A 19,311-nucleotide genomic window follows, 5' to 3' on the forward strand; every position below is an offset into this window, starting at 1 on the left:
CGTGAGGCATCTGGATGTGGGCCTTGCGGGGCGGTTCGCTTTGCGCGAGGTGCTGAGGTTCTGCGCGCTGATGGTCGCCGTCAGCTTCGTCACGTTCGCGCTCGTGGCGGCTTCTCCCATCGATCCGGTTCAGGCGAACGTGGGACAGCAGGCGCTCTTGGGCATGAGCGCCGCCAAGCGGGCCCAGCTCGCCGCGCACTGGGGGTCGGGCGCGCCGTTTTGGGAGCGGTATGTCCTGTGGGCTCAAGGCGTGGTCGTGGGTGATTGGGGCACGAGTCTTCGGTATAACGCGCCGGTCATCCACGTGGTAGGGGAGCGTTTCGCAAGTTCGTTCGTGCTCATGGTGAGCGCATGGTTGCTGTCGGGTGTCCTTGGCGTGACCCTCGGCATTGCGGCGGGCGCGCATCGTGACGGCCCGGTTGATCGAGTGGTCCGCGGAGCGTGCATCGCGCTCTCGTCCACGCCCGCTTTTTGGGTGGGAATCGTCGCGCTTATGGTCTTTTCCGTCGCCCTCGGATGGTTTCCCATTGGTTTCTCGGCACCCATTGGCGCAAGCGTTTCGGACATCTCCCTGTTCGAGCGTGTGCGTCATGTGGCCCTACCGGTGCTCACCCTCTCGGTCACCGGACTTCCCAGCATCGCCCTCCATACGCGTGAAAAGGTCGTTGACGTGCTGGAGAGCGATTACGTTCGCTTTGCGCGTGCTCGCGGTGAATCGGGTCGCGACGTTTTGCTGCGCCATGGTTTTCGCAATTTGATCCTCCCCGCCTTGACGCTTCAGTTCGCCTCTGTTGGAGAGATTTTTGGAGGCTCGGTATTGGTCGAACAGGTGTTTTCCTATCCTGGGTTGGGTCAGGCGGCGGTGACGGCGGGTTTGGGCGGTGACGCGCCCTTGCTCGTGGGTATCGCGCTTGGTAGCGCCGCATTTGTATTCGCGGGCAATGCGATTGCGAACGTGCTGTATGCCTTTGTCGATCCGCGCATGCGAGAGGGGAAGCCCCATGCCGCCCACTGATACCTTGCGCACGGAGGGCTCGGGGAGCTCCCGTCGCGACGGTCCGACCGTGTTCCATCGTCCCGCATCACGTGCAATGGACAATCGCGTGCGCCTTGTGGCTGCGTGCACGCTGTGCATCTCCGTGCTACTCGTCGTCGCCATTGCGGGGGGAGTGGTGGCCGCCCGAGCCTCCGTCACCGACTTCGCGTCTAAAATGCTGCCTCCGTCATACGCGCATCCCTTTGGGACGGATCAGATGGGCAGGGACATGCTGCTGCGTACCCTCGCAGGCTTGTCAACGTCCCTGTTCGTCGGGCTGTTGGCCTCGGTCGTCACGACCTGTATCTCGCTTGTCCTGGCCGTACTCGCCGCCTTTGGGGGGCGAGCGGCCGATGCGGCCGTCTCATGGCTCACGGACCTCGTAATGGGCGTTCCGCATATCGTGCTGTTGTTGCTCATAAGTTATGCGCTCGGACGTGGGTTTTGGGGCGTGACGATTGGCGTCGCGCTCACGCATTGGCCGAGTTTGACCCGATTGCTGCGGGCGGAGTTGCTGCAGGCAAAGCGTGAACCGTATCTTGAGGCGAGTGCTGCCCTGGGCGTCTCTTGGCCGCGCGTGGTCGTGCGTCACCTCATTCCGGCGATTGCCCCGCAGCTCATTGTTGGGGCGGTTTTGGCGTTTCCTCATGCGATCTTGCATGAGGCATCTATCACGTTTTTGGGATTTGGCCTCTCGCCCGACCAGCCCGCCATTGGCGTGATCTTGTCCGAGTCGATGGGATATCTCACGGCTGGCGCTTGGTGGCTTGCGGTCTTGTCGGGTGCGGCGCTGGTTGCCTGCGTCGCCTTGTTCGATATGCTCGGCTCAAGCTTGAGGCGTCTCATCGACGCACGCACGTCGCAGGAGTAAGGGGGAGAGATGACCGACCAATCTGCCGCTCCGTGCTTGCGTCGCTCCGCTTGTCGGGAGGGCGGGAATTCGCCGTGTGGCACAGGAGAGCATGGGGAGCGCCATGCCGACACTGAGCGGCACCATAACCATACGCACGCACCGTCATCTCATCATCCGGGCAGCTACCATCTTCTCACGGTCGAGGGGCTAACGGTTTCATTTGACCGGTACGCCGCCGCTTGCGTTGAGACGCGCGATTCACGCGGTGAGGCTCGCGCGGGCAACTCGGGGCCCTCGTCCCGCCTGAGCCGTATCTTTTCTCAGCGTTCGAGGGGCGAAGTCCTTCATGGTCTCACGCTTTCCGTTCACGAGGGGGAGATGGTGGCGGTCGTGGGCGCAAGCGGTTCGGGAAAAACCGTGCTCGCCGATGCGCTACTGGGGCTCTATGAGCCAAATTCCACGGTCTCGGGTGACATCTGGTTCGATGGCGAGCAAATGAATGCCCGCTCGCTTGCACGTTTGAGGGGCAGCGGTGTAAGCCTCGTTCCTCAGAGTGTGTCGCATCTCGACCCGCTCATGCGGGTGGGCAGGCAGGTTCAGGGCGCTCCGCGAGGCGTTACGCGTGCGGAGCGGCTGCGCGACCGTTGCCGCCGCGAGGTTCGTCAGCGGGAACTGTTCGAGCTGTATGGCCTGGCACCCGAGGTCGAGCAAATGTATCCCCATGAGCTCTCGGGCGGCATGGCGCGTCGCGTACTGCTCATGTGCGCCCTTATGGAGGAGCCGCGCCTTTTGATTGCCGATGAACCCACGCCTGGACTTGACGTCGAACTTTCCGTACGGGCTGTCGATGATCTTCGGGCATTTGCCGATACCGGTGCGGGCGTCATCCTCATCACGCACGATCTTGAGCTGGCGGTGCGTGTTGCGGACCGCATTGCGGTGTTCAAGGATGGGCGCGTGGTTGAGGAGACTGCGGCCCGCTGCTTCGCCAACCCGCATTTGCTCGAGGATCCGTTTTCGCAGGCCTTGTGTCGCGAGCTCATTGCCCTCCATGGGGTAGGTGGGGGAGTTGGTGACCCGGATGACGCCGTGGGGGCTTCGTTGCCACCTGGGAGCCCCGATGCGGCAGAGCCGGTGCTTCTGGAGGCTCACGGTCTCTCCTTCGCATACGCTGCGAAGGAGCCGCTCTTTGCCGACGTTGAGCTTACGGTTCGCGCCAACGAGCGCGTGGCGCTTCTGGGGGCATCTGGTGCAGGGAAAACGACCCTCTGCCGCGTGCTTGCGGGGTATATGGAGCCCTCAGCTGGATCGGTGCGTGTCGAGGGGGCATCTGCAGGGGAGAGGGGGCGTTCGCCGCGGCGCGTGCAGCTCATCTCCCAGCATCCCGAGAAGGCCTTCGATCCCCGTATGCGCATGGAGGCATCACTTGCCGAGGCGGGTGATTTCGATGCTCCGTGGACGCAAGAGCTTCTTGAGCGCTTTGGAATTCACAGGGGCTGGCTCGACCGTCTGCCTCATGAGCTCTCTGGTGGGGAACTCATGAGGTTCTGCCTTGTGCGCGCTTTCATGACGCGCCCGGCGATTTTGATATGCGACGAATCGACGGCGATGCTCGATCTGGTGACGCAGGCGGAGCTGTGGCGTCAGATCCTGCATCTGCAAGTTCAGATGAGGTTCGGCTTGATTTTCGTCTCGCATCACCCCGCGCTCGTTCGCCGGATAGCCACAAGGTCGTATTCTGAGCTGCTGCGTTCGTAATACGTCCACAAACTCAAAAAACTTTGTGTTTGGGGCTTGCGCGAAGAGAGACGATTCCGTATAGTATTTCCTCGCGCTGAGGCGTGACGCGCATCACCTTGGGATGTCGTCTAATGGCAGGACAGCGGATTCTGGTTCCGTCAATGGGGGTTCGACTCCCTCCATCCCAGCCATATGCGCTGCTTGCTTCTCGCTTTTGGCCCGTTCGTCTAGCGGTTCAGGACGCCGCCCTCTCAAGGCGGAGATCACCGGTTCGAATCCGGTACGGGCTACCATGAGTTCTCGGGGCACTCGTAAGCTCCTCTACATAACGGCCCGTTCGTCTAGCGGTTCAGGACGCCGCCCTCTCAAGGCGGAGATCACCGGTTCGAATCCGGTACGGGCTACCAAACTTTTCTTTTGGCGAACCATTCTTTTGGTTCGCCAAATTTTTATTCCAAAACTCGTGTCTACGCGTTCATCACGACCGCTATCGATGAGATCGTTCGCTTTTTCGGTGCAGGGATGCTGCCCGCCAACTCAGATTACAAAAAACGACAATGTGTACCAAAATCGCCGTCAACTTGCAGCTCGGAGCACGATTCTTCTGCTCCGACGGGCTATATCAACGCCGATTATCGAAAAATAATAAACAAATGTCCTTGAACAGGTTCGCCGGTGCGCATGGATCAAGCGAAGACGGTACACATAGTCGATATTTGTATGTGTGGCCCAGAATGTCTCACATTCTGGGCCACACAGGGGCTGATCAAGGTTCAGTTGCCGCGGGTTCTACACTCTCGGGCGATGTCACTGATATCGCAGGCACTCGACGGGATCGAGTTTGGCCGCACGCCGCGCTGGGTAGTAGCCGAATACCAGGCCAATAAGTATAGATATGCCGACGGCAAGTGCGATGGCGCCGGGTTCCACTGCAGGGGTTAGCGCCGCTCCGGTCGAACCCATCCCCGTCATGCTTCCCAGATCGAAGCCAAGGGCGCCGGCACCGATCGCAAGTCCCCAGGCGATTCCGTATCCGGCGAGTGTGCCCAAGATGCCGCCGGCAACGCATAGCGTCGCGCTCTCTGCCAAGAATTGCAGAGTGATATCGCGTCTGCGGGCGCCGAGCGCACGGCGCACGCCGATTTCGCGAATCCTCTCGGTCACGTTGGTGAGCATCATGTTCATGATGCCGATGCCACCCACAAGCAGGGAGATCCCCGCTACAGATCCCATCATGAGTTGGAAGGACATCATGAACGTATCAAGCTGGTCGATCGATGATTTCATGGACCATACGGAGACCATCGATTCGCGGTCCTCCTCGGGGATGTTCTTGAGCGTAGCGATCTGCTCGACCGTCTGGGCTTGGATGGACTCGATGTCAACACCTTCGCGTGCTAGGCCCACGACGCTCGAAAGATATTCCCAGTCCTGGGAGAAATCCTGTAAGACGGTGGCCTTGGGCATGTAAATGTTGCAGTAGTCCGTGCCCGTCGTGCCGTCGTCGAGGATGCCGAGCACCGTGTAGCTCTTGTTGTTGAGCTGGATGGTCTTGCCAACCGCTTCGGCACCCGGGCTGCCGAAGAACGCCTCGACGCCGTTGCGCCCAATGAGGGCCACGCGGCTGCTCGCGTCTGCCTCTGCGGACGTGTAGATGCGTCCCTCGGCGAGCTTGGAGGCAGCACCGGTCATCTCGAGGAATGTGGGGCTGGCACCCGTGATGCCCGCGCTCACGGTTTTATCGCCCATCTGCACCTGCGTATAGCTGTCGCACGTCCCCTCAATGGCCTCGTAGTCGGGCATAAGGCGCTTGAGGTCCTCTAGGTCGTCGTCCGTGAGCGGATAGCCGCAATTGATGTAGACGATGCGCGCTGCGTTGAGGCCCATGCCGCTTATGAGGCTGTTACGCACGCCTCCGATGAGCGATGTCATGGCGATGACGGCGGCGATGCCGATGACGATGCCGAGGATGGTGAGCAGGCTGCGGCCGCGGTTGGCTTCGAGTGAGCGTAACGCCTCGCGCGCAAGGTCGGTGAAACTCATCGTGCACCTCCGATCTGAAGTGAGGGGGAGGAAGGGCTGGGCGAGGGGATATAGGCACCCTTGAAGATGCGTCCATCGCGGATTTGCACGGCGCGGTCCGCCTCGGCCGCGATGCCGGCGTCGTGCGTGATGAGCACGATGGTCTTGCCGGTGCGCTTGAGCGCGTGAAAGGCGTCCATGACCTGCCGCCCGGTGGTGGAGTCGAGGTTTCCCGTCGGCTCGTCCGCAAGGATGATCGCCGGGTCGTTTACGAGCGCGCGGGCAATGGCGACGCGTTGCATCTGGCCGCCTGAGAGCTCGTTCGTGCGATGGTCGTAATGGTCCACCGGCAGCCCCACGGCGCGCAGTGCATGCACGGCGCGCATTTCACGCTCGCGGCGCGGCACATCGGTATAGGAGAGCGGTAGCATCACGTTGTCGAGCACGGTCATGCGCGGCAGCAGGTTGAAGCTCTGGAACACGAACCCGATGCGCAGTGCGCGGACCTCAGCAAGCTCATCGTCGGTGAGCTCCGCCACGTTGAGGCCCTCGAGCAGATAGCGTCCAGAGGTGGGTGTATCAAGGCAGCCCAGGATGTTCATGAGGGTCGACTTGCCGGAGCCCGAGGGGCCGGTGATCGCCACGAACTCGCCGGGCATCACGGAGAGCGAGATGTCGTGCAAGATGTGAGCCAGCCCTGCGTCGCTTTCGAAGATGCGGTGGATATGGCGTATATCAATGACGGGGCGGACGGCCATTAGAGCACCGCCATTCCGCCGCCGGACTCTACCCCGTCAGCCATGACCTCGGGCATGCTCCCGCCTGCTATTACGAGGACATCACTGTCCGAAAGGGGAGATTCGGGCATGTCGGGGTTCTGGTCTGCAGGCGCGTCGGCGGGTTTGCCGATCACGGCGAAGTCGTCGTTCTTGGCGATGACATCGACGTCGAGACGCTCCATGGCGTGCGTCTCGGGGTCGGTCTCGACGTTGACGTAGTAGCTCTGCCCGTCATCGGTGAGAAGGGCCGTCACGGGTACCATCACGACGTTGTCGAGTTGCTGTGTGGTGAGTGAGACCTCGGCGGTCATTCCCGGCTTGAGGCGCGCGTCGGGAGCATCTATGAGGATATCGACGGCGAAGGTGGGGGAGCCGCCCATGTCATAGGACATCGTCGATGTGTCGCCCGAGGCGATGGAGGCGATTGCCGTGACGCGTCCGGTGAGCGTGAGGTCGGTGAAGGCAGGACAGGTGATGGTCGCGGTCTGGTCCACGGCGACGCTCGCGATATCCTGCTCATCAACCTGGATAGTGACCTTCATCTTGGAGAGGTCGGCGATCTGCATGAGGGGTCCGCTCGTCCCGTTCGTCCCGCCCAGGCTCTCGGCGACGTCGGCTCCCACCTGTGCGTTGAGCGCGACGATGGAGCCGCCTGCGGGTGCCTTCACCGTGCGCAGCGCGGCTTTGGAGACCGCGTCGTCGTACGCTGCCTGCGCAGCCTCTACGGCAGATCGTGCGCTGTTGACGGCCGACTGCGTGCTCGAGGTGTCATCGACGGAGGCCGCATTCGGATCATTTGTGGGTGCCGCGGCGATCTGGCTGGCCTGGTTGAGCGTCTGTTGGGCAAGGTTTAAGTCGGACTTCGCCTGTTTGAGGTTTCGCTCCGCCTCGGCGACGGCGCGGTCGAGGTCCGGGTTCTTGATGGCCATGAGGACGTCGCCCTCGTTCACGTGCTGCCCGGCGACGACGTTGATGGACTCGATCTGTCCGGTCACCTCGGGCGTGATGACCGTCGAGGACATGGGCTGCAGAGTGCCCTTTGAATCGATGACCGTGGAGAACGTGCCCTGCGTCGCGATGTCGGTCACGGCTTCCATGACCTGCTCGGGCTGTTGGTTGAGCACGTTCACGGCAACGACGCCGCCGATGACGAGGGCACCCGCTATGCCGGCGATGATGGCGCGGTGGATGAGCTTCTTCTTGCGGCGCTCTGCGCGCTTGGCCTTGAGGGCCGCGTATGCCTCTGCATCGGAGCCCTCAAGCGGCGTCGCGTCGGCGTCCTCAGCGTAGGGCGAACCGTCGCCCGTCGGCGCACCGGTTGTACCGCCGTCACTGCTCGGTCCGCGGTGAATCACCGGTATGACCTCGGGGAGCTTGAGTTTCCGCGTGGGCTGCGGAGCGTCTTCGAGCGTGCTCGGGAACTCGTCGGTGGGGTTGGTGTTCTCGGGCGTGGAATCGGACACGGTCGATCCTTTCGTCGTGTTGATACGGTCGTGGGGCGAAGGAGGCGGGTGCAGCCTGCGCATCACTCACATTTGAGGATGCGCGTGGAATGCTCGGCGCGCCCACCCCCGGCGCATCCCTCGCTCATTAGATGGCGTCCTCGCGCAGGGTCTGCACGATGGACCCGACACTTGACTTCCGTAAAGCGTAAATGGTCGAGAGCGCGAGCACGAGCACGACCACGCCAACGGCGGCGAATACCCAGCCAGCGGGCACCACGAAGTCAAGCCCCGCAAAGCTCATCATCATGGCCTGGTAGATGAAGAACGTCACGATGCCGCCGAGTGCGAGCCCGAGGGCAAGCCCGCGCCATGCGTAGGACAGGCACTCGAGTGCGATCATGCGCCAGAATGCGCGGTTGCCCATGCCGATGCTCTTGAGCATGGCGAACTCGCGTCGGCGCAGGATGATCGAGTTCGTGAGCGTGTTGAATACGTTGGCCACGGCGATGGCGCTGGTGATGAGGATGAAACAGGTGATGAACAGCTGCACGGTCTCGGCCATGAGATGGGAGGTTCGCACGTTCTCGGCATTGTTGGTGAGGTGCGTGGTGTACCACTCGGATCCGCTTAAGTCGCTGGCGACCATCGTGTTCATCTCGGTCTCGGCGGCGCGCGAGTCCTCCGCGTCGTAGGAGAGGTAGGCGTACATCGCATTGCCGTACGACCCTTGCGCCGAGTGGAACGCGAAGGGCGCGGCGAGGCTGCCGGTGTCGACGTCGGTCTTCACGTCCTCCGTGTTGGCTGCCAGCGCGGGCAGGGCGCTCACGGGCAGCACGAGGGTGGGCCAGATGGACGCGTAGGACTTGATGGAGTCGGGGAAGGTCTTGACGATCGCGCCTACGGGCAGGTCGTACGAATCGAGCAGAACCTCTTCGAGCGGGCGGGTCACGTTGCGGAAGATCGGGTTGCCGTCTTCGTCGTAGCGCGCCTCGTCGCCGCTGCCGTAGCCCTCGTAGCGCACGATGGGGGCACTATCTTCGACTCCAACCTCGACGAGCGAGGTGTCCTCCACGGTCGAGATGTTCGTGAAGATACGCGCTGAGCCCGTGCCCTCGAACAGGTCACGCACCGAATAGCGCCTGCCGTCGTTGGTTTGCGTACCGTTGAGCGCTACGGCCACGGGGCTGTCGGGGTCGTCGTAGCGTGCCTCGTCGAGCCCGTTGGCCTCGAGGATCTCGCGCCAGGAGTCCTCGTCGACGAACAGGACCGAGGTGGGCGCGTACACGGTGCCGTCCGCCGTCTGCCCACGGTCGGGCATATCGTATTGGTCGCTTTGGCTGGACAGCTCGTCGTAGTCGATCATGCCGGCGTCGAAGCTGGCGAAGAGCGAACTCATGATCATGTAGCCGTTGCCGGTAGCGGTCTTCGCGCCGCCGAGCTCTCGATACGCCTGGTCTATCGCGGCGACGCCGTCAGCGGTGGTCTCTTCGTCCGTCAGCATGCGGCTGAGGTTCACCTCGATATCGCCACCGCCGCTGTCGACCACTTGGGTGAGAAAGCCGAGGTAGTGCGAGATGCCACCGGAAATGATGATGAGCGCGACGGAGACTGCGAGCGAGGCGACGGCGACGCGTCCCTTGGAGCTGGCACGCGTGAGGTTGCGATGGGAGAGCAGCGCCGGCACGCCGCCCATGCGAAGGCGCAGGCCGTCGAGGGTGCGCGCGATGGGGTGTGCGTTAGCTCCGGTGCGTGCGGCTCGTCCCATGCCGCGTATGCCGCGGCGTTCACGGCGGGTGAGGCGCACATCGCGGCTCGCGCGGATGGCGTCCACGGCGGACACGCGGCTCGCGCGCCACGCCGGAATGGCGGCACTGACGAGCACCGTCACGAGTGCCAGCAGGGCGCAGACGGCTAGCACGATGGGGTTCACGGTGATGGAGGTGAGACCCGTGCCGGCGAAAGCCTCCTGGTCGATGAGCATGCCTATGCCCTCGCCCGCGACGTTGAACACCACGAAGGTGCCTGCGAGCCCGACGGCCAGGCCTATGGGGATGCCAATGCCGGCGAGCATGAGTGCCTCGGCGTAGACCGTGCGGCGCAACTGGCGCTTACTGGCTCCGAGCGAGGACAGCAGCCCGAACTGACGGGTGCGCTCGGACACCGCGATGGCGAAGGAGTTGTAGATGAGCGATATGGAGGCGACGATCACCACGGTTGAGAGGATCGCGGCAAGCGTGTAGAGGGTTCCCCAGATGGAGCGGTCGTCCGTCATACCCTGGTAGCGCAGGAGGGAGTCATGCGAATACGCGACGGTCTGGCCAGTTACGGTCATGTTCTCGAGGTCGCCCCGATTGCCGCCGTTGAAGAGGGCGTGGTCGAGGCCGGTGTAATCCCCGATGAACTTGTCGATCGCGGCGCGACTGGTAAGGTTGGTGGTGAGGTACACGCTCGTCTGACGCACCGGGAGGTCTGACGAGGAGACGAAGCCCAAATATCCAGGCAGGGAGTAGCCCCACACGTCCATGGCTTGCGCGTTCTTGGGTGCATAGAAGCCCACGACCTTGTACGTCCGAGCGGGTTCGATGTCGGCCAGGTACTCACTGATCACATCGCCCTTATCGGTCGTGGTGGTATAGAGCGACTCGTCGTAGAGGCAGGGAATCTCCGTGCCGCTCTCGGCGTCCACGAACATACGCTGGCCGAGTGCAAGCTCAATGGTGCTACCGATCTCGAGGGCACCGTCCCAGCTGGCACGCGGGGCGTCAGCGTCCTTAACGGTCGAGGGCGGGGCGTCGTAGAGTTGTCTGCCGTTCTCGACGGTCATGCCCTTGAGGTCGAGGTCGAGGACGATCTCGTCGGCGGCCTCGGGCGCGCGGCCCTCGGGGATGGTGGGGAGCGGCTTGAGATCTCCCACGGCGTCCGCCGTGGGCCATTCCTGTACGCTCAGGTAGCGGCCCCAGTACCCCTCAAAGCTCTTGGGCATGAGGGCATCGCCGTATGAGATGCGATCATAGCTTTCCTCCACGCGCGCGTCGGTATGCACGGCTTCGAGCTCGTCTTCGGGCACGTTCACCAGTTCGACCTGCCAAGTGCCGTCAGTGACGATTTCAGCTTTGAGCAGGCCGCCGTACAGGGTGACGACGCTCGTGAAGATGGCCGTGATGAGCGCGCACGACAGGGCGATGCCGATGATGGAGACAACGGTGCGCGTGCGGTTGAGCCTGAGCGAGCGGGCGGCGAAGTGCCAGAAGATGCCGGTATGCGAGGCGAGTGGGGAAGTGCGCGCCGCGTCCGATGCGGCGTGAGGGGCGCGGTTCGTCAGCATGTTAGATCCTCCGCTCATCACTCACGACGCGGCCGTCCTCGATGGCGATCACGCGGTCGGCCATAAGCGCGACATCCTCGTCGTGGGTGATGACGATGAGGGTCTGCTTGAATTGTTTGTTCGAGGCCCTCAACAAGTTCATGATCTCGGCGGAGTTTCTCGAATCGAGATTGCCGGTGGGCTCGTCGGCGAGAACAACGGAGGGGGCGTTCATGAGGGCTCGACCGATCGCGACGCGCTGCTGCTGGCCGCCGGAGAGCTGGTTAGGAAGGTAGTGCTCGCGACCGGTGAGGCCGAGCGCGCGCATGAGCGCCGAAAGCCGCTGCTCGTTGATGGTGCGTCCGTCCATGAGGACGGGAAGCGTCATGTTTTCGACTACATCGAGTACGGGAATGAGATTGTAGAACTGGTAGACCAGCCCCACCTCTCGACGACGGAATACGGCCAGCTGCTCATCGCTACGGGCGAAGATGTCCTGCCCCTGCAGCTTGACGGTGCCGGAGGTGGGGCGGTCGACGCCACCCATGAGGTGCATGAGGGTCGATTTGCCCGACCCCGAGCTGCCGATGATCGCGATGAACTCGCCTGCTTCGACGGAGAAGCTCACATCGTCGAGGGCGGTCACGGCCGTGTCGCCCGATCCGTATACGCGGGTGAGATGCTCGACTTCGAGTATGTTCATGGCCGTCCTTTCGCCTAGCGGATGCTTGTCTACGATACTGGACGAGTGTCCTTTCCATGCCATGACCGCGGGGTGACAGATATGTCACGTGCGCAATGATCCCGTGGCGTTGGGGGGCGGTGGCAGCAGGCATTGGGCGGTGTTGCATGTCGCAAGGGCGGTTCTGGAGCGAAGCGGTCCGTGACACAAAGCGTATGGATCCGCAATCGCTCGTTGCCCCCTACACGACTGTCTTGAAGAAGACGATGGTGAATGCGGCCCCCGTGACCGCGCCTGCCTCATCTCGAACGTTCTCGGCGGTGAGGGTGCCTCCTTGGGCCGTGACGAGGCTTTTGGCGAGCGAAAGTCCGATGCCGACTCCCGCCGGATTCACCTCGGTCGAGGGCTCGTCTTCGGCACGACCTCGTTCCCCGCGGTAGAAACGCTCGAAGATGTGGGGAAGGTCGGCCTCGGCGATGCCCGGGCCGGTGTCCTCCACGCGTATGCGACACGCCAGGACATCTTGCGTGACGCACAGGGTCACGCGTCCCCCTGCCGGCGTGTGCTCCATGCAGTTCTTGAGTATGTTGCCGAGCGCCTCGATGCTCCAGGACAAATCGCCCTCGTATCCGGATCCCTCCTGAACGGATGAGGAGAAATCCACACCAGCGATATCGAAGGCGATGGCGAGGGGCTCAAAGCTCTTGCGCACAAGCTCGGAGGCGTCGACCGGGCCGCTCACGAGCTTGATGACGCCGGCGTCGATCCGCGCGAGCTTGAGCAGGGCGGACACCAGGTCCTCAACGCGCCCTTGGAGCCTTTGCACCAGACGCAGGCGTTCGACTATGTCACGTGCGTCCCCGCGTTCGGCCAGACGGTCGCGGATGAGCTCGGTGCTGATGGCGATGGAGGTCAAGGGCGTTTTGAGCTGATGCGAGATATCGGCGAGCGCGTCCGAGAGGGCGAGCTTTTCTGCCTGCAGCTCATCGACGGTGAGGTGCAGGCGTGCGATGACCTTGTCGATCTCGCTGGAGAGAATGGCGAGCTCTCCCTCGTTCATGTCGCGTAGTTTTATGTCGCGTTCCCCGGCGAGAACACGGTCCAGATTCTGCGCCATGCGTGCGAGCTCACGGTACCGATGACGGGTGGTAATGATGAAGACACCGGTGACCAGTGACCCCGTGGCGAGGGTGCTGAGGGCGGCCACCCCCGCGGCGTTTCCAGCGAGAGAGCTCAGTGTGAACGTGCTCGCGACATCCTCTTCCGTCACGCCCGTCGCGACCAGATATGATGGTGTTTGGGCGTGCTCGATGATGTGCACGGTTCCCAGATATGCCACGGCGCTTCCCGCGATAGTCAGGACGATGCAAGCTATGAGCGCGCGACGCGCCTCTCGATTCCTCAACAGCATCGGTTACCCTTCCGCCTTGTAGCCCATGCCGCGGACGGTTTGGATGAGCCTGGGGTGGCTGGGGTCGTCTTCAATCTTGTCGCGCAGGCGCTTGATGTAGACGGACAGGGTGTTCTCCTCGATGTAGGTCCCTGCGCTGTCCCAAAGGGCGTCGCGTATCTTGTCGCGTGTCACGAGCTTGCCAGGATTGGTAGCGAAGAGCAACAGCAGGCGATATTCGAGTGCCGAGAGCGTGAGCTCCTTGCCCGCCCGTTCGACATACGCACGATCGGTGTCGATACGTATGGGCCCGAGGCCCACGATGCGTCTGCTTGGCTGCGAGCGCCTAATGGTCGCGGCGATGCGGGCGAGCAGCTCGCGTGGGCGAAAGGGCTTGGCAACGTAGTCGTCGGCACCCATTTGAAGCCCGGTGACCGTGTTGAACTCATCGTCGGATGCGGTGAGGAAGATCACGGGGACGTCCGGAGTGTTCTCCTTGATGGCTGCGCAGACTGCGAATCCGTTGCCCTGCCTGAGCGTGACGTCAAGGAGCACGAGCTGATAGGGGTGCAATCCCGCTGCGGGCACGGCGAGTTCGATGGCACGCTGCTGCGTGTCCGCGGTGTCGACGTGATAGCCCGACTCGACGAGGAGCTCGGTGAGAGCCTCGATGATGAGGGGGTCGTCTTCGACCAGAAGGATGCGGGTTGACAAGATGTGCCTCCAAATCGCGTTTGATGCGAACGGTGCCGGTGATTTCGGGCATGTGTCTCCATTGTAAAATCGAGTGGAGCCAACGCGGGGTGACACTTCTGTAAGTGGGGTTTACGCAAGCGATACCTCGCCATTTGCGAGCGATTGGCCTCCTGTTGTCGGTGCTCGTCTAAGCTATAATGGCTGCGTTCAGACAACGATTACCATGAGAGCTGATCTTCAAGATGAACACGCCACTGCAGAACACGCCATCGCCCATGCAAGAGAAGACGACCGTCATGTCACCGGTGTCGCTTTCCCATGGTGCGGACGGACGATCGTTCGAGGGTGGCCACGGGCCAGCGCATGCCGGCGGGGGTCACTGGCGCGACAAGCCCGCAAGCACGCCGAACGGCTCTCGCGGGCGCCGTGTTCTCATCGCGCTCGGCGTCGTTCTCGCCGTGCTCGTTATCGCCTATGGTGGTGGTGTCGTTTTGTTCGGCAACGTGTGCTACCCCAACACGGTCATTGCCGACACCGATGTGTCGCTTATGACCCGCGACACTGCGATTTCACGTGTTCGTTCCTCCGCGGAGGGCTATAGGCTCACGGTTGAGGGTGATGGCTTTACCTGGACCTTCGACCCGGAGTCCGCCAGTGAGGTGATTGACGCCGAGGCCGCGGTCGATCGCACTATCGGTGCGAACGATCCGTTTGAGTGGCCGGTCCGCCTGGTTGAGGCGCTTTCCAATACTGATTTCAATGATGCCGTCGAATCGAGTGCCGATGGTGGCGAGGAGGTCTCGCTCGACCAGATCGACCTGCCGCAAGGATTCGACCGCGACGCCTTCCTCGCCGACCTGGATGCTGCTCTCGATGCGTTCAACGAGACGCGCACCGGTACGTTCGACGCCGCGGGAGCGTATGACGCCGATGCGGGCAAGTTCACGCTGGAAAAGGCGCGTTCCAATCAAAGGCTCGACAAGGAGGCCATTGAGGTCGCCGCGTTGCGGGCGATTTCGACCCTGAGTAAAAACGTGACGCTCGATGAGGGGAGCTTTGTTCCGCTCGCGGGCGGGGCATCGGAGTCTGAGCTGCGGGCCGCGATCGATCAAGCCAATAGCCTCATCGGAACCGATGTCGATTTGAAGGTGGGCGGATCGGTGGTCGCTACGCTCGACGGGGCCACGTTTGTCCAGTGGATGACGTTCGACGAGTCCCTCAAGCCCACATTGAGTACGGAACCCCTTGCCCAGTGGGTACGTGATCTCGCGGAGACCAAGCTCGATACCATAGGTTGCCAGAGGACGTACGCGCGCCCAGACGGCAAGGTCGTCACGGTCTCGGGCGGCACCTATGGTTGGAATAGCGATGAGCAGCAGTTGGTGAAGCTCCTGCAGGAGGCCGTTGCGAATAAGCAGGTGGGCGAGATCGATATCCCGACGCTCCAGAATGCCGCCGTTTGGACGGCCAAGGGCGAGAAGGACTGGGGCGCCTACTGCGATATCGACCTCACCGAGCAACATTGCCGCTATTACGATGCGTCGGGCAATATCCTGTGGGAGAGTGGCTGCGTGACGGGCAACCCGAATGAGGGGGACGCCACGCCCACCGGTGTGTACATCTTGAATGCCAAGCGTCAAAACGAGACGCTCATCGGCATGGATATGGATAAAGACGGTGAGCCTGACTACCGCTCGCCTGTCGCGTACTGGATGCCGTTTGTGGGCAATCTCATTGGTCTGCACGATGCGAGTTGGCAGTCGGCCTCCGTGTTCACGAATCCGACTGCATATCTATGGGCGGGTAGCCACGGTTGCGTTAACCTTCCCACGGATAAAGCGGGGGAGCTCTACAACCTCATTCAAGTGGGCGATTGCGTGATCGTGCACAGCTAGGCCATGCACATGCCGCACCGGTCGCAGGCACGCAGGGCGGAGGGAGCCACGGCGATGCCTCCCTTGGCCGTTTCACGTAGCGACGAGGGGAGGGCGTGCCCCACATTGAGCATGACCTTTGCCATCTCGTCAAGCGGCACGAGGGCGTGCACGCCCGAGAGCACGAGCTGAGCCGAGGTGAATGCTGCCGCGACACCGATGGCATTACGGTTTTGACAGGGCACCTCGACGAGCCCGCCCACAGGGTCGCACACAAGGCCGAGAAGGTTGGAAAGGGTGATCGACGCCGCATCGAGCGCCTGTGCGGGCGTTCCCCCATGCATTTGGACCAACGCCGCCGCCGCCATGGCCGCTGCAGATCCGACTTCAGCCTGACAGCCGCCCTCCGCACCCGCCACGCAGGCGGACGTTGAGAGGATGAGCCCTACTGCCGCTGCGCAATACAAGGCTTCCTCGATCATCGTGTCGATTGCATCCCGGTCATGTGCCAGCTTAGGCGCCACTGCGAGCACGCATCCCGGCACGACACCCGCGGAGCCGGCGGTGGGGGCTGCGACGATGACGCCCATGGTTGCCGAGCGCTCGAGCACCGCCATCGCACGCGCGACCGCCTCGGTTTGTGTCGAGCCAAGGAGGCTTGGGGCATGCAGCGCGCTTCCGAGATGGACACGTTGTGCTTCGCCGTTGAGGAAGCCCCCAAGGGAGCGCTGCGGATCTACGAGGGGTTTGGTCGTTTCCTCGCGCATGACATTAATCACGCGCTCCATGCAGCGACGCGCGCGATCGGCGCCAACCATGCGCTCTTCGCGCATGCGCATGACGTGTCCGATGTTCGAATCGTGCTCTACGCACGCTTGGAGCAGCTGCGCCGCGTCATCGAATAGATCGGGTACGGAGATTCCGGGGCCCAGGGTAGCGACCGAGCCGGGGAGCTCGATGAAGGTCGCGTAGGTCACCAGGTCGAGCGAGCGGACGATGGGAAGCACGCCATGCTGTGGTGCGCCATCGGTCTCAAAGACCGAATACGCATGCCCGCCCTGCTCCGTGCGGTACGTGCGGCAGAAGGCGATATTCATGTGGGCTTTCGCGAGGGCGCCGGTGAGCGCGGCGAGGGCCCCCGGAGCATCAAGGTGAGCGACGAAGAGCGTCGTGTACAGCCCCGAGATCTCAACGTGGACGCCATTGATCGCGCTGATGCGCATCTTACCTCCGCCAAGGCTCTCGCCGCGCACATTGCACGACGATCCCTTCGAGCTTTCGAGTGCAATGTCAACCGTATTGGGATGGATCGAGGGGTCGTCTCCGCCTATGACGAACTTGTAGTCGAGTCCTTTTCCTTTTGCGAGCGAGAACGCATCACGGATGCGTTCGTCATCCGTATCAAGCCCGAGGACACCTGCCACGAGCGCGCGGTCGGTGCCGTGGCCGCGGTACGTATGGGCAAAGCTGTTCCACAGGGTAAAGGTGACGTGTGTGGGCTCGCCCTCGAGCAAGGTCGCGGCAACGCGAGCGCATCGTAGGGCACCGGCCGTGTGCGAGGACGAGGGGCCCACCATGATTGGCCCTAAGATCTCGAACGCAGAGGTGGTCGCAAACGAAAGCGGCTTGGTGGGCATGGTCTCTCCTTGTCGACGGGCGCGCATGGGGTTTACGCCCTGCGCTCAGCTTCGCTTTGCTCAGAAATCGCGCAGGGCGTAAACCCCATGCGCGCCCTGACCATCACGAATCCGAACATCCAGCGTTCAAATCACGCAACAACAAAATAAGTGTAGCGAATCGTCGGGGCGAGCTGCACCGGAGCGATCGCGCCCGTCCGATGGCTTCGAGTGGGTAAATGCAGGAACCCCACACATCTTGCCTCGAAGCGATTTCTGAGCAGCGCGAAGCTGAGCGCAGAGGCAAGATATGTGGGGTTCCGGACAGGTTGACGGACTAGAGCGCCATCGGGCGGGCGCGGTCGATACGGGCGAGGCAGTCGTCGCGGCCGATGAGCGCCATGGTCTCACCGAGCGGGGGGCTCACCATGTTGCCGCATTCTGCCACGCGCACGGCGCCGAACACCAGGCGCTTCTTCACATCGAGTACCTCGGGTAGAGGCTCGAGCGCGCCGTCGATGTTCTCGGCCGTCCAGTCGGTCACGGCCTCAAGTGCGGTACGCGCGGCGTCGAGCACCGCACCCATGCCCTCCTTGGCGAGGCCCTTGGACACGGATTTCTCGTCGTACGCGAGCGTCTCGGCGGTGGCGAAGACGGGCGCGGCAACGGTCGCGGCGTCGGCTGGCATCTTGGTGCGCGGGCGAACGATCTCGGCAAGGGCGTCGAGCCATGCCGCATCGGCTTCGAAACCCTCCTTAATCAGCCCGGCCTTGAGCAGCTCCGGCAGCATGATCTGATCGGCGAAGTCGGCGTTGGACATCGCGTTGATGTACTCGGCGTTCATCCAGTCGAGCTTCTTGGGATCGAAGGTCGCGGGGTTCTTGGAGATGCGCTCCAGGCTGAACTGGCTTGCGAGTACGTCGCGCGGGATGACCGTGGTCTCGCCATCGAGCGACCAGCCGAGCAGCGCCAGGTAGTTCACGAAGGCGTCGGACAGGTAGCCGGCGTCGCGGTACTCCTCCACGGAGGTGGCGCCGTGGCGCTTGGAGAGCTTCTTGCCGTCGGCACCCAAGATCATGGAGATATGGGCGAACACGGGCACGGGGGCGCCCATGGCCTCGTAGACCATGACCTGGCGGGGGGTGTTGGAGAGGTGGTCGTCGCCGCGGATGACGTGGGTGATGCCCATGAGCGCGTCGTCCACCACGGTGGCGAAGTTGTACGTGGGGGTTCCGTCGGAGCGGAAGATCACGAAGTCATCGAGCTCCTTGGCGTCGAAGGTGACCTCGCCGTGGACGGCGTCGTTGATCACGACGTTGCCGCGATCCTCCGGCACCTTGATGCGCAGGACGTAGGGCTCGCCGGCGTCGATGCGCGCCTGGGCCTCCTCCGGCGAGAGGTCGCGGCAGCGGCGCTGATAGCCCTGGAAGGGGTCCTTGCGGGCCTGGGCGGCCTCGCGGTCGGCCGCCAGCTGCTCGGGCGTGCAGAAGCAGGGGTAGGCTTTGCCCTCGGCGAGCAGGCGCTCGGCGGTCTGCTTGTAGAGGTTCAGGCGCTCGGTCTGCGAATAGGGGCCGAAGTCACCGCCGACCTCGGGGCCCTCGTCCCAGTCGAGTCCCAGCCAGCGCATGGCGCGCAGGATGATCTGGGTGTTCTCGTCGGTGGAGCGGGTCGGGTCGGTGTCGTCGATGCGCAGGATGAAGGTGCCGCCATTGGCGCGGGCGAAGGCCCAGTTGTAGATGGCGGTGCGGGCGCCGCCGATGTGCAGCTTGCCGGTGGGCGAGGGCGCAAAGCGGACGCGGACGGAATCGCTCATTCTCGTGCTCCTTGTGGTTGCAGAAGGCATACGTTCAAACAGAGCCATTATAGCGTTCGCA

General features: G+C 62.8%; 13 protein-coding genes and 3 tRNA genes. 7 read left to right on the forward strand and 9 right to left on the reverse strand.

All coding sequences use genetic code 11. The annotated features are described in order from the left end of the window. Position 1 precedes the first annotated feature (1 nt). The 6 genes from ACX9NZ_RS03605 (at position 2) to ACX9NZ_RS03630 (ending at position 4,036) form a co-directional block, all read left to right on the forward strand. Complete coding sequence (locus ACX9NZ_RS03605) at positions 2-1,015, forward strand: ABC transporter permease (RefSeq protein ID WP_407496399.1); 1,014 nt, start codon at positions 2-4, stop codon at positions 1,013-1,015. Further along, a complete protein-coding gene (locus ACX9NZ_RS03610) occupies positions 1,002-1,907 on the forward strand; it encodes an ABC transporter permease (RefSeq protein WP_407496401.1) in 906 nt (301 codons plus the stop codon). Before ACX9NZ_RS03605 ends, ACX9NZ_RS03610 begins: the two co-directional genes overlap by 14 nt. Positions 1,908-1,916: 9 nt before the next feature. Next, positions 1,917-3,647, forward strand: a complete 1,731-nt coding sequence (locus ACX9NZ_RS03615) for an ABC transporter ATP-binding protein (RefSeq protein ID WP_407496403.1) — start codon at positions 1,917-1,919, stop codon at positions 3,645-3,647. A 99-nt stretch (positions 3,648-3,746) separates the two neighbouring features. Continuing rightward, positions 3,747-3,820 (forward strand) — tRNA-Gln (locus tag ACX9NZ_RS03620). Between the two features lie 25 nt (positions 3,821-3,845). Further along, positions 3,846-3,922: transfer RNA gene (locus ACX9NZ_RS03625), tRNA-Glu, on the forward strand. Positions 3,923-3,959: 37 nt separating this feature from the next. Next, positions 3,960-4,036: transfer RNA gene (locus tag ACX9NZ_RS03630), tRNA-Glu, on the forward strand. A gap of 400 nt (positions 4,037-4,436) precedes the next feature. On the opposite strand, the gene ACX9NZ_RS03635 is transcribed toward ACX9NZ_RS03630, so the two are convergent. From ACX9NZ_RS03635 to ACX9NZ_RS03665, 7 genes are all read right to left on the reverse strand, one after another. Next, complete coding sequence (locus tag ACX9NZ_RS03635) at positions 4,437-5,672, reverse strand: ABC transporter permease (protein ID WP_304291914.1); 1,236 nt, start codon at positions 5,670-5,672, stop codon at positions 4,437-4,439. Continuing rightward, a complete protein-coding gene (locus ACX9NZ_RS03640) occupies positions 5,669-6,409 on the reverse strand; it encodes an ABC transporter ATP-binding protein (RefSeq protein ID WP_304291916.1) in 741 nt (246 codons plus the stop codon). The genes ACX9NZ_RS03635 and ACX9NZ_RS03640 overlap by 4 nt, the downstream gene beginning before the upstream one ends. After that, positions 6,409-7,893, reverse strand: a complete 1,485-nt coding sequence (locus ACX9NZ_RS03645) for an efflux RND transporter periplasmic adaptor subunit (RefSeq protein ID WP_304291918.1) — start codon at positions 7,891-7,893, stop codon at positions 6,409-6,411. Before ACX9NZ_RS03645 ends, ACX9NZ_RS03640 begins: the two co-directional genes overlap by 1 nt. 127 nt (positions 7,894-8,020) lie before the next feature. Then, on the reverse strand, positions 8,021-11,200 hold the full coding sequence (locus ACX9NZ_RS03650; protein ID WP_407496406.1) for an ABC transporter permease: 3,180 nt from the start codon (positions 11,198-11,200) through the stop codon (positions 8,021-8,023). Between the two features lies 1 nt (position 11,201). Further along, positions 11,202-11,882, reverse strand: a complete 681-nt coding sequence (locus ACX9NZ_RS03655; protein WP_294158912.1) for an ABC transporter ATP-binding protein — start codon at positions 11,880-11,882, stop codon at positions 11,202-11,204. 220 nt (positions 11,883-12,102) lie between these two features. Further along, the gene (locus tag ACX9NZ_RS03660; protein ID WP_294123500.1) at positions 12,103-13,272 is read right to left on the reverse strand and encodes a sensor histidine kinase; all 1,170 of its coding nucleotides are present in this window, start codon (positions 13,270-13,272) and stop codon (positions 12,103-12,105) included. 3 nt (positions 13,273-13,275) lie between these two features. Continuing rightward, positions 13,276-13,965, reverse strand: coding sequence for a response regulator transcription factor (locus tag ACX9NZ_RS03665; protein WP_118653780.1), 690 nt, complete (start codon positions 13,963-13,965; stop codon positions 13,276-13,278). 257 nt (positions 13,966-14,222) lie between these two features. Here ACX9NZ_RS03665 and ACX9NZ_RS03670 point away from each other — a divergent pair, with 257 nt between their 5' ends. Then, the gene (locus ACX9NZ_RS03670; RefSeq protein WP_407496409.1) at positions 14,223-15,842 is read left to right on the forward strand and encodes a L,D-transpeptidase; all 1,620 of its coding nucleotides are present in this window, start codon (positions 14,223-14,225) and stop codon (positions 15,840-15,842) included. Here the strand turns inward: ACX9NZ_RS03670 and sdaAA are convergent. Next, positions 15,839-17,458, reverse strand: a complete 1,620-nt coding sequence (sdaAA, locus tag ACX9NZ_RS03675) for an L-serine ammonia-lyase, iron-sulfur-dependent, subunit alpha (protein ID WP_118653781.1) — start codon at positions 17,456-17,458, stop codon at positions 15,839-15,841. The genes ACX9NZ_RS03670 and sdaAA overlap by 4 nt on opposite strands. Positions 17,459-17,774: 316 nt before the next feature. Beyond that, on the reverse strand, positions 17,775-19,250 hold the full coding sequence (gltX, locus tag ACX9NZ_RS03680) for a glutamate--tRNA ligase (RefSeq protein WP_118653782.1): 1,476 nt from the start codon (positions 19,248-19,250) through the stop codon (positions 17,775-17,777). Positions 19,251-19,311 lie beyond the last annotated feature (61 nt).

The sequence above is a fragment of the Collinsella sp. BM28 genome (assembly GCF_054551995.1).

Excerpts from the sequence above, each read along its gene's own strand:
- ACX9NZ_RS03610 (WP_407496401.1), top strand. The coding sequence starts at position 1,002 with ATGCCGCCCACTGATACCTTGCGCACGGAGGGCTCGGGGAGCTCCCGT.
- ACX9NZ_RS03615 (WP_407496403.1), top strand. The coding sequence starts at position 1,917 with ATGACCGACCAATCTGCCGCTCCGTGCTTGCGTCGCTCCGCTTGTCGG.
- ACX9NZ_RS03635 (WP_304291914.1), bottom strand. The coding sequence starts at position 5,672 with ATGAGTTTCACCGACCTTGCGCGCGAGGCGTTACGCTCACTCGAAGCC.
- ACX9NZ_RS03640 (WP_304291916.1), bottom strand. The coding sequence starts at position 6,409 with ATGGCCGTCCGCCCCGTCATTGATATACGCCATATCCACCGCATCTTC.
- ACX9NZ_RS03650 (WP_407496406.1), bottom strand. The coding sequence starts at position 11,200 with ATGCTGACGAACCGCGCCCCTCACGCCGCATCGGACGCGGCGCGCACT.
- ACX9NZ_RS03655 (WP_294158912.1), bottom strand. The coding sequence starts at position 11,882 with ATGAACATACTCGAAGTCGAGCATCTCACCCGCGTATACGGATCGGGC.
- ACX9NZ_RS03660 (WP_294123500.1), bottom strand. The coding sequence starts at position 13,272 with ATGCTGTTGAGGAATCGAGAGGCGCGTCGCGCGCTCATAGCTTGCATC.
- ACX9NZ_RS03670 (WP_407496409.1), top strand. The coding sequence starts at position 14,223 with ATGCAAGAGAAGACGACCGTCATGTCACCGGTGTCGCTTTCCCATGGT.
- sdaAA (WP_118653781.1), bottom strand. The coding sequence starts at position 17,458 with ATGCCCACCAAGCCGCTTTCGTTTGCGACCACCTCTGCGTTCGAGATC.
- gltX (WP_118653782.1), bottom strand. The coding sequence starts at position 19,250 with ATGAGCGATTCCGTCCGCGTCCGCTTTGCGCCCTCGCCCACCGGCAAG.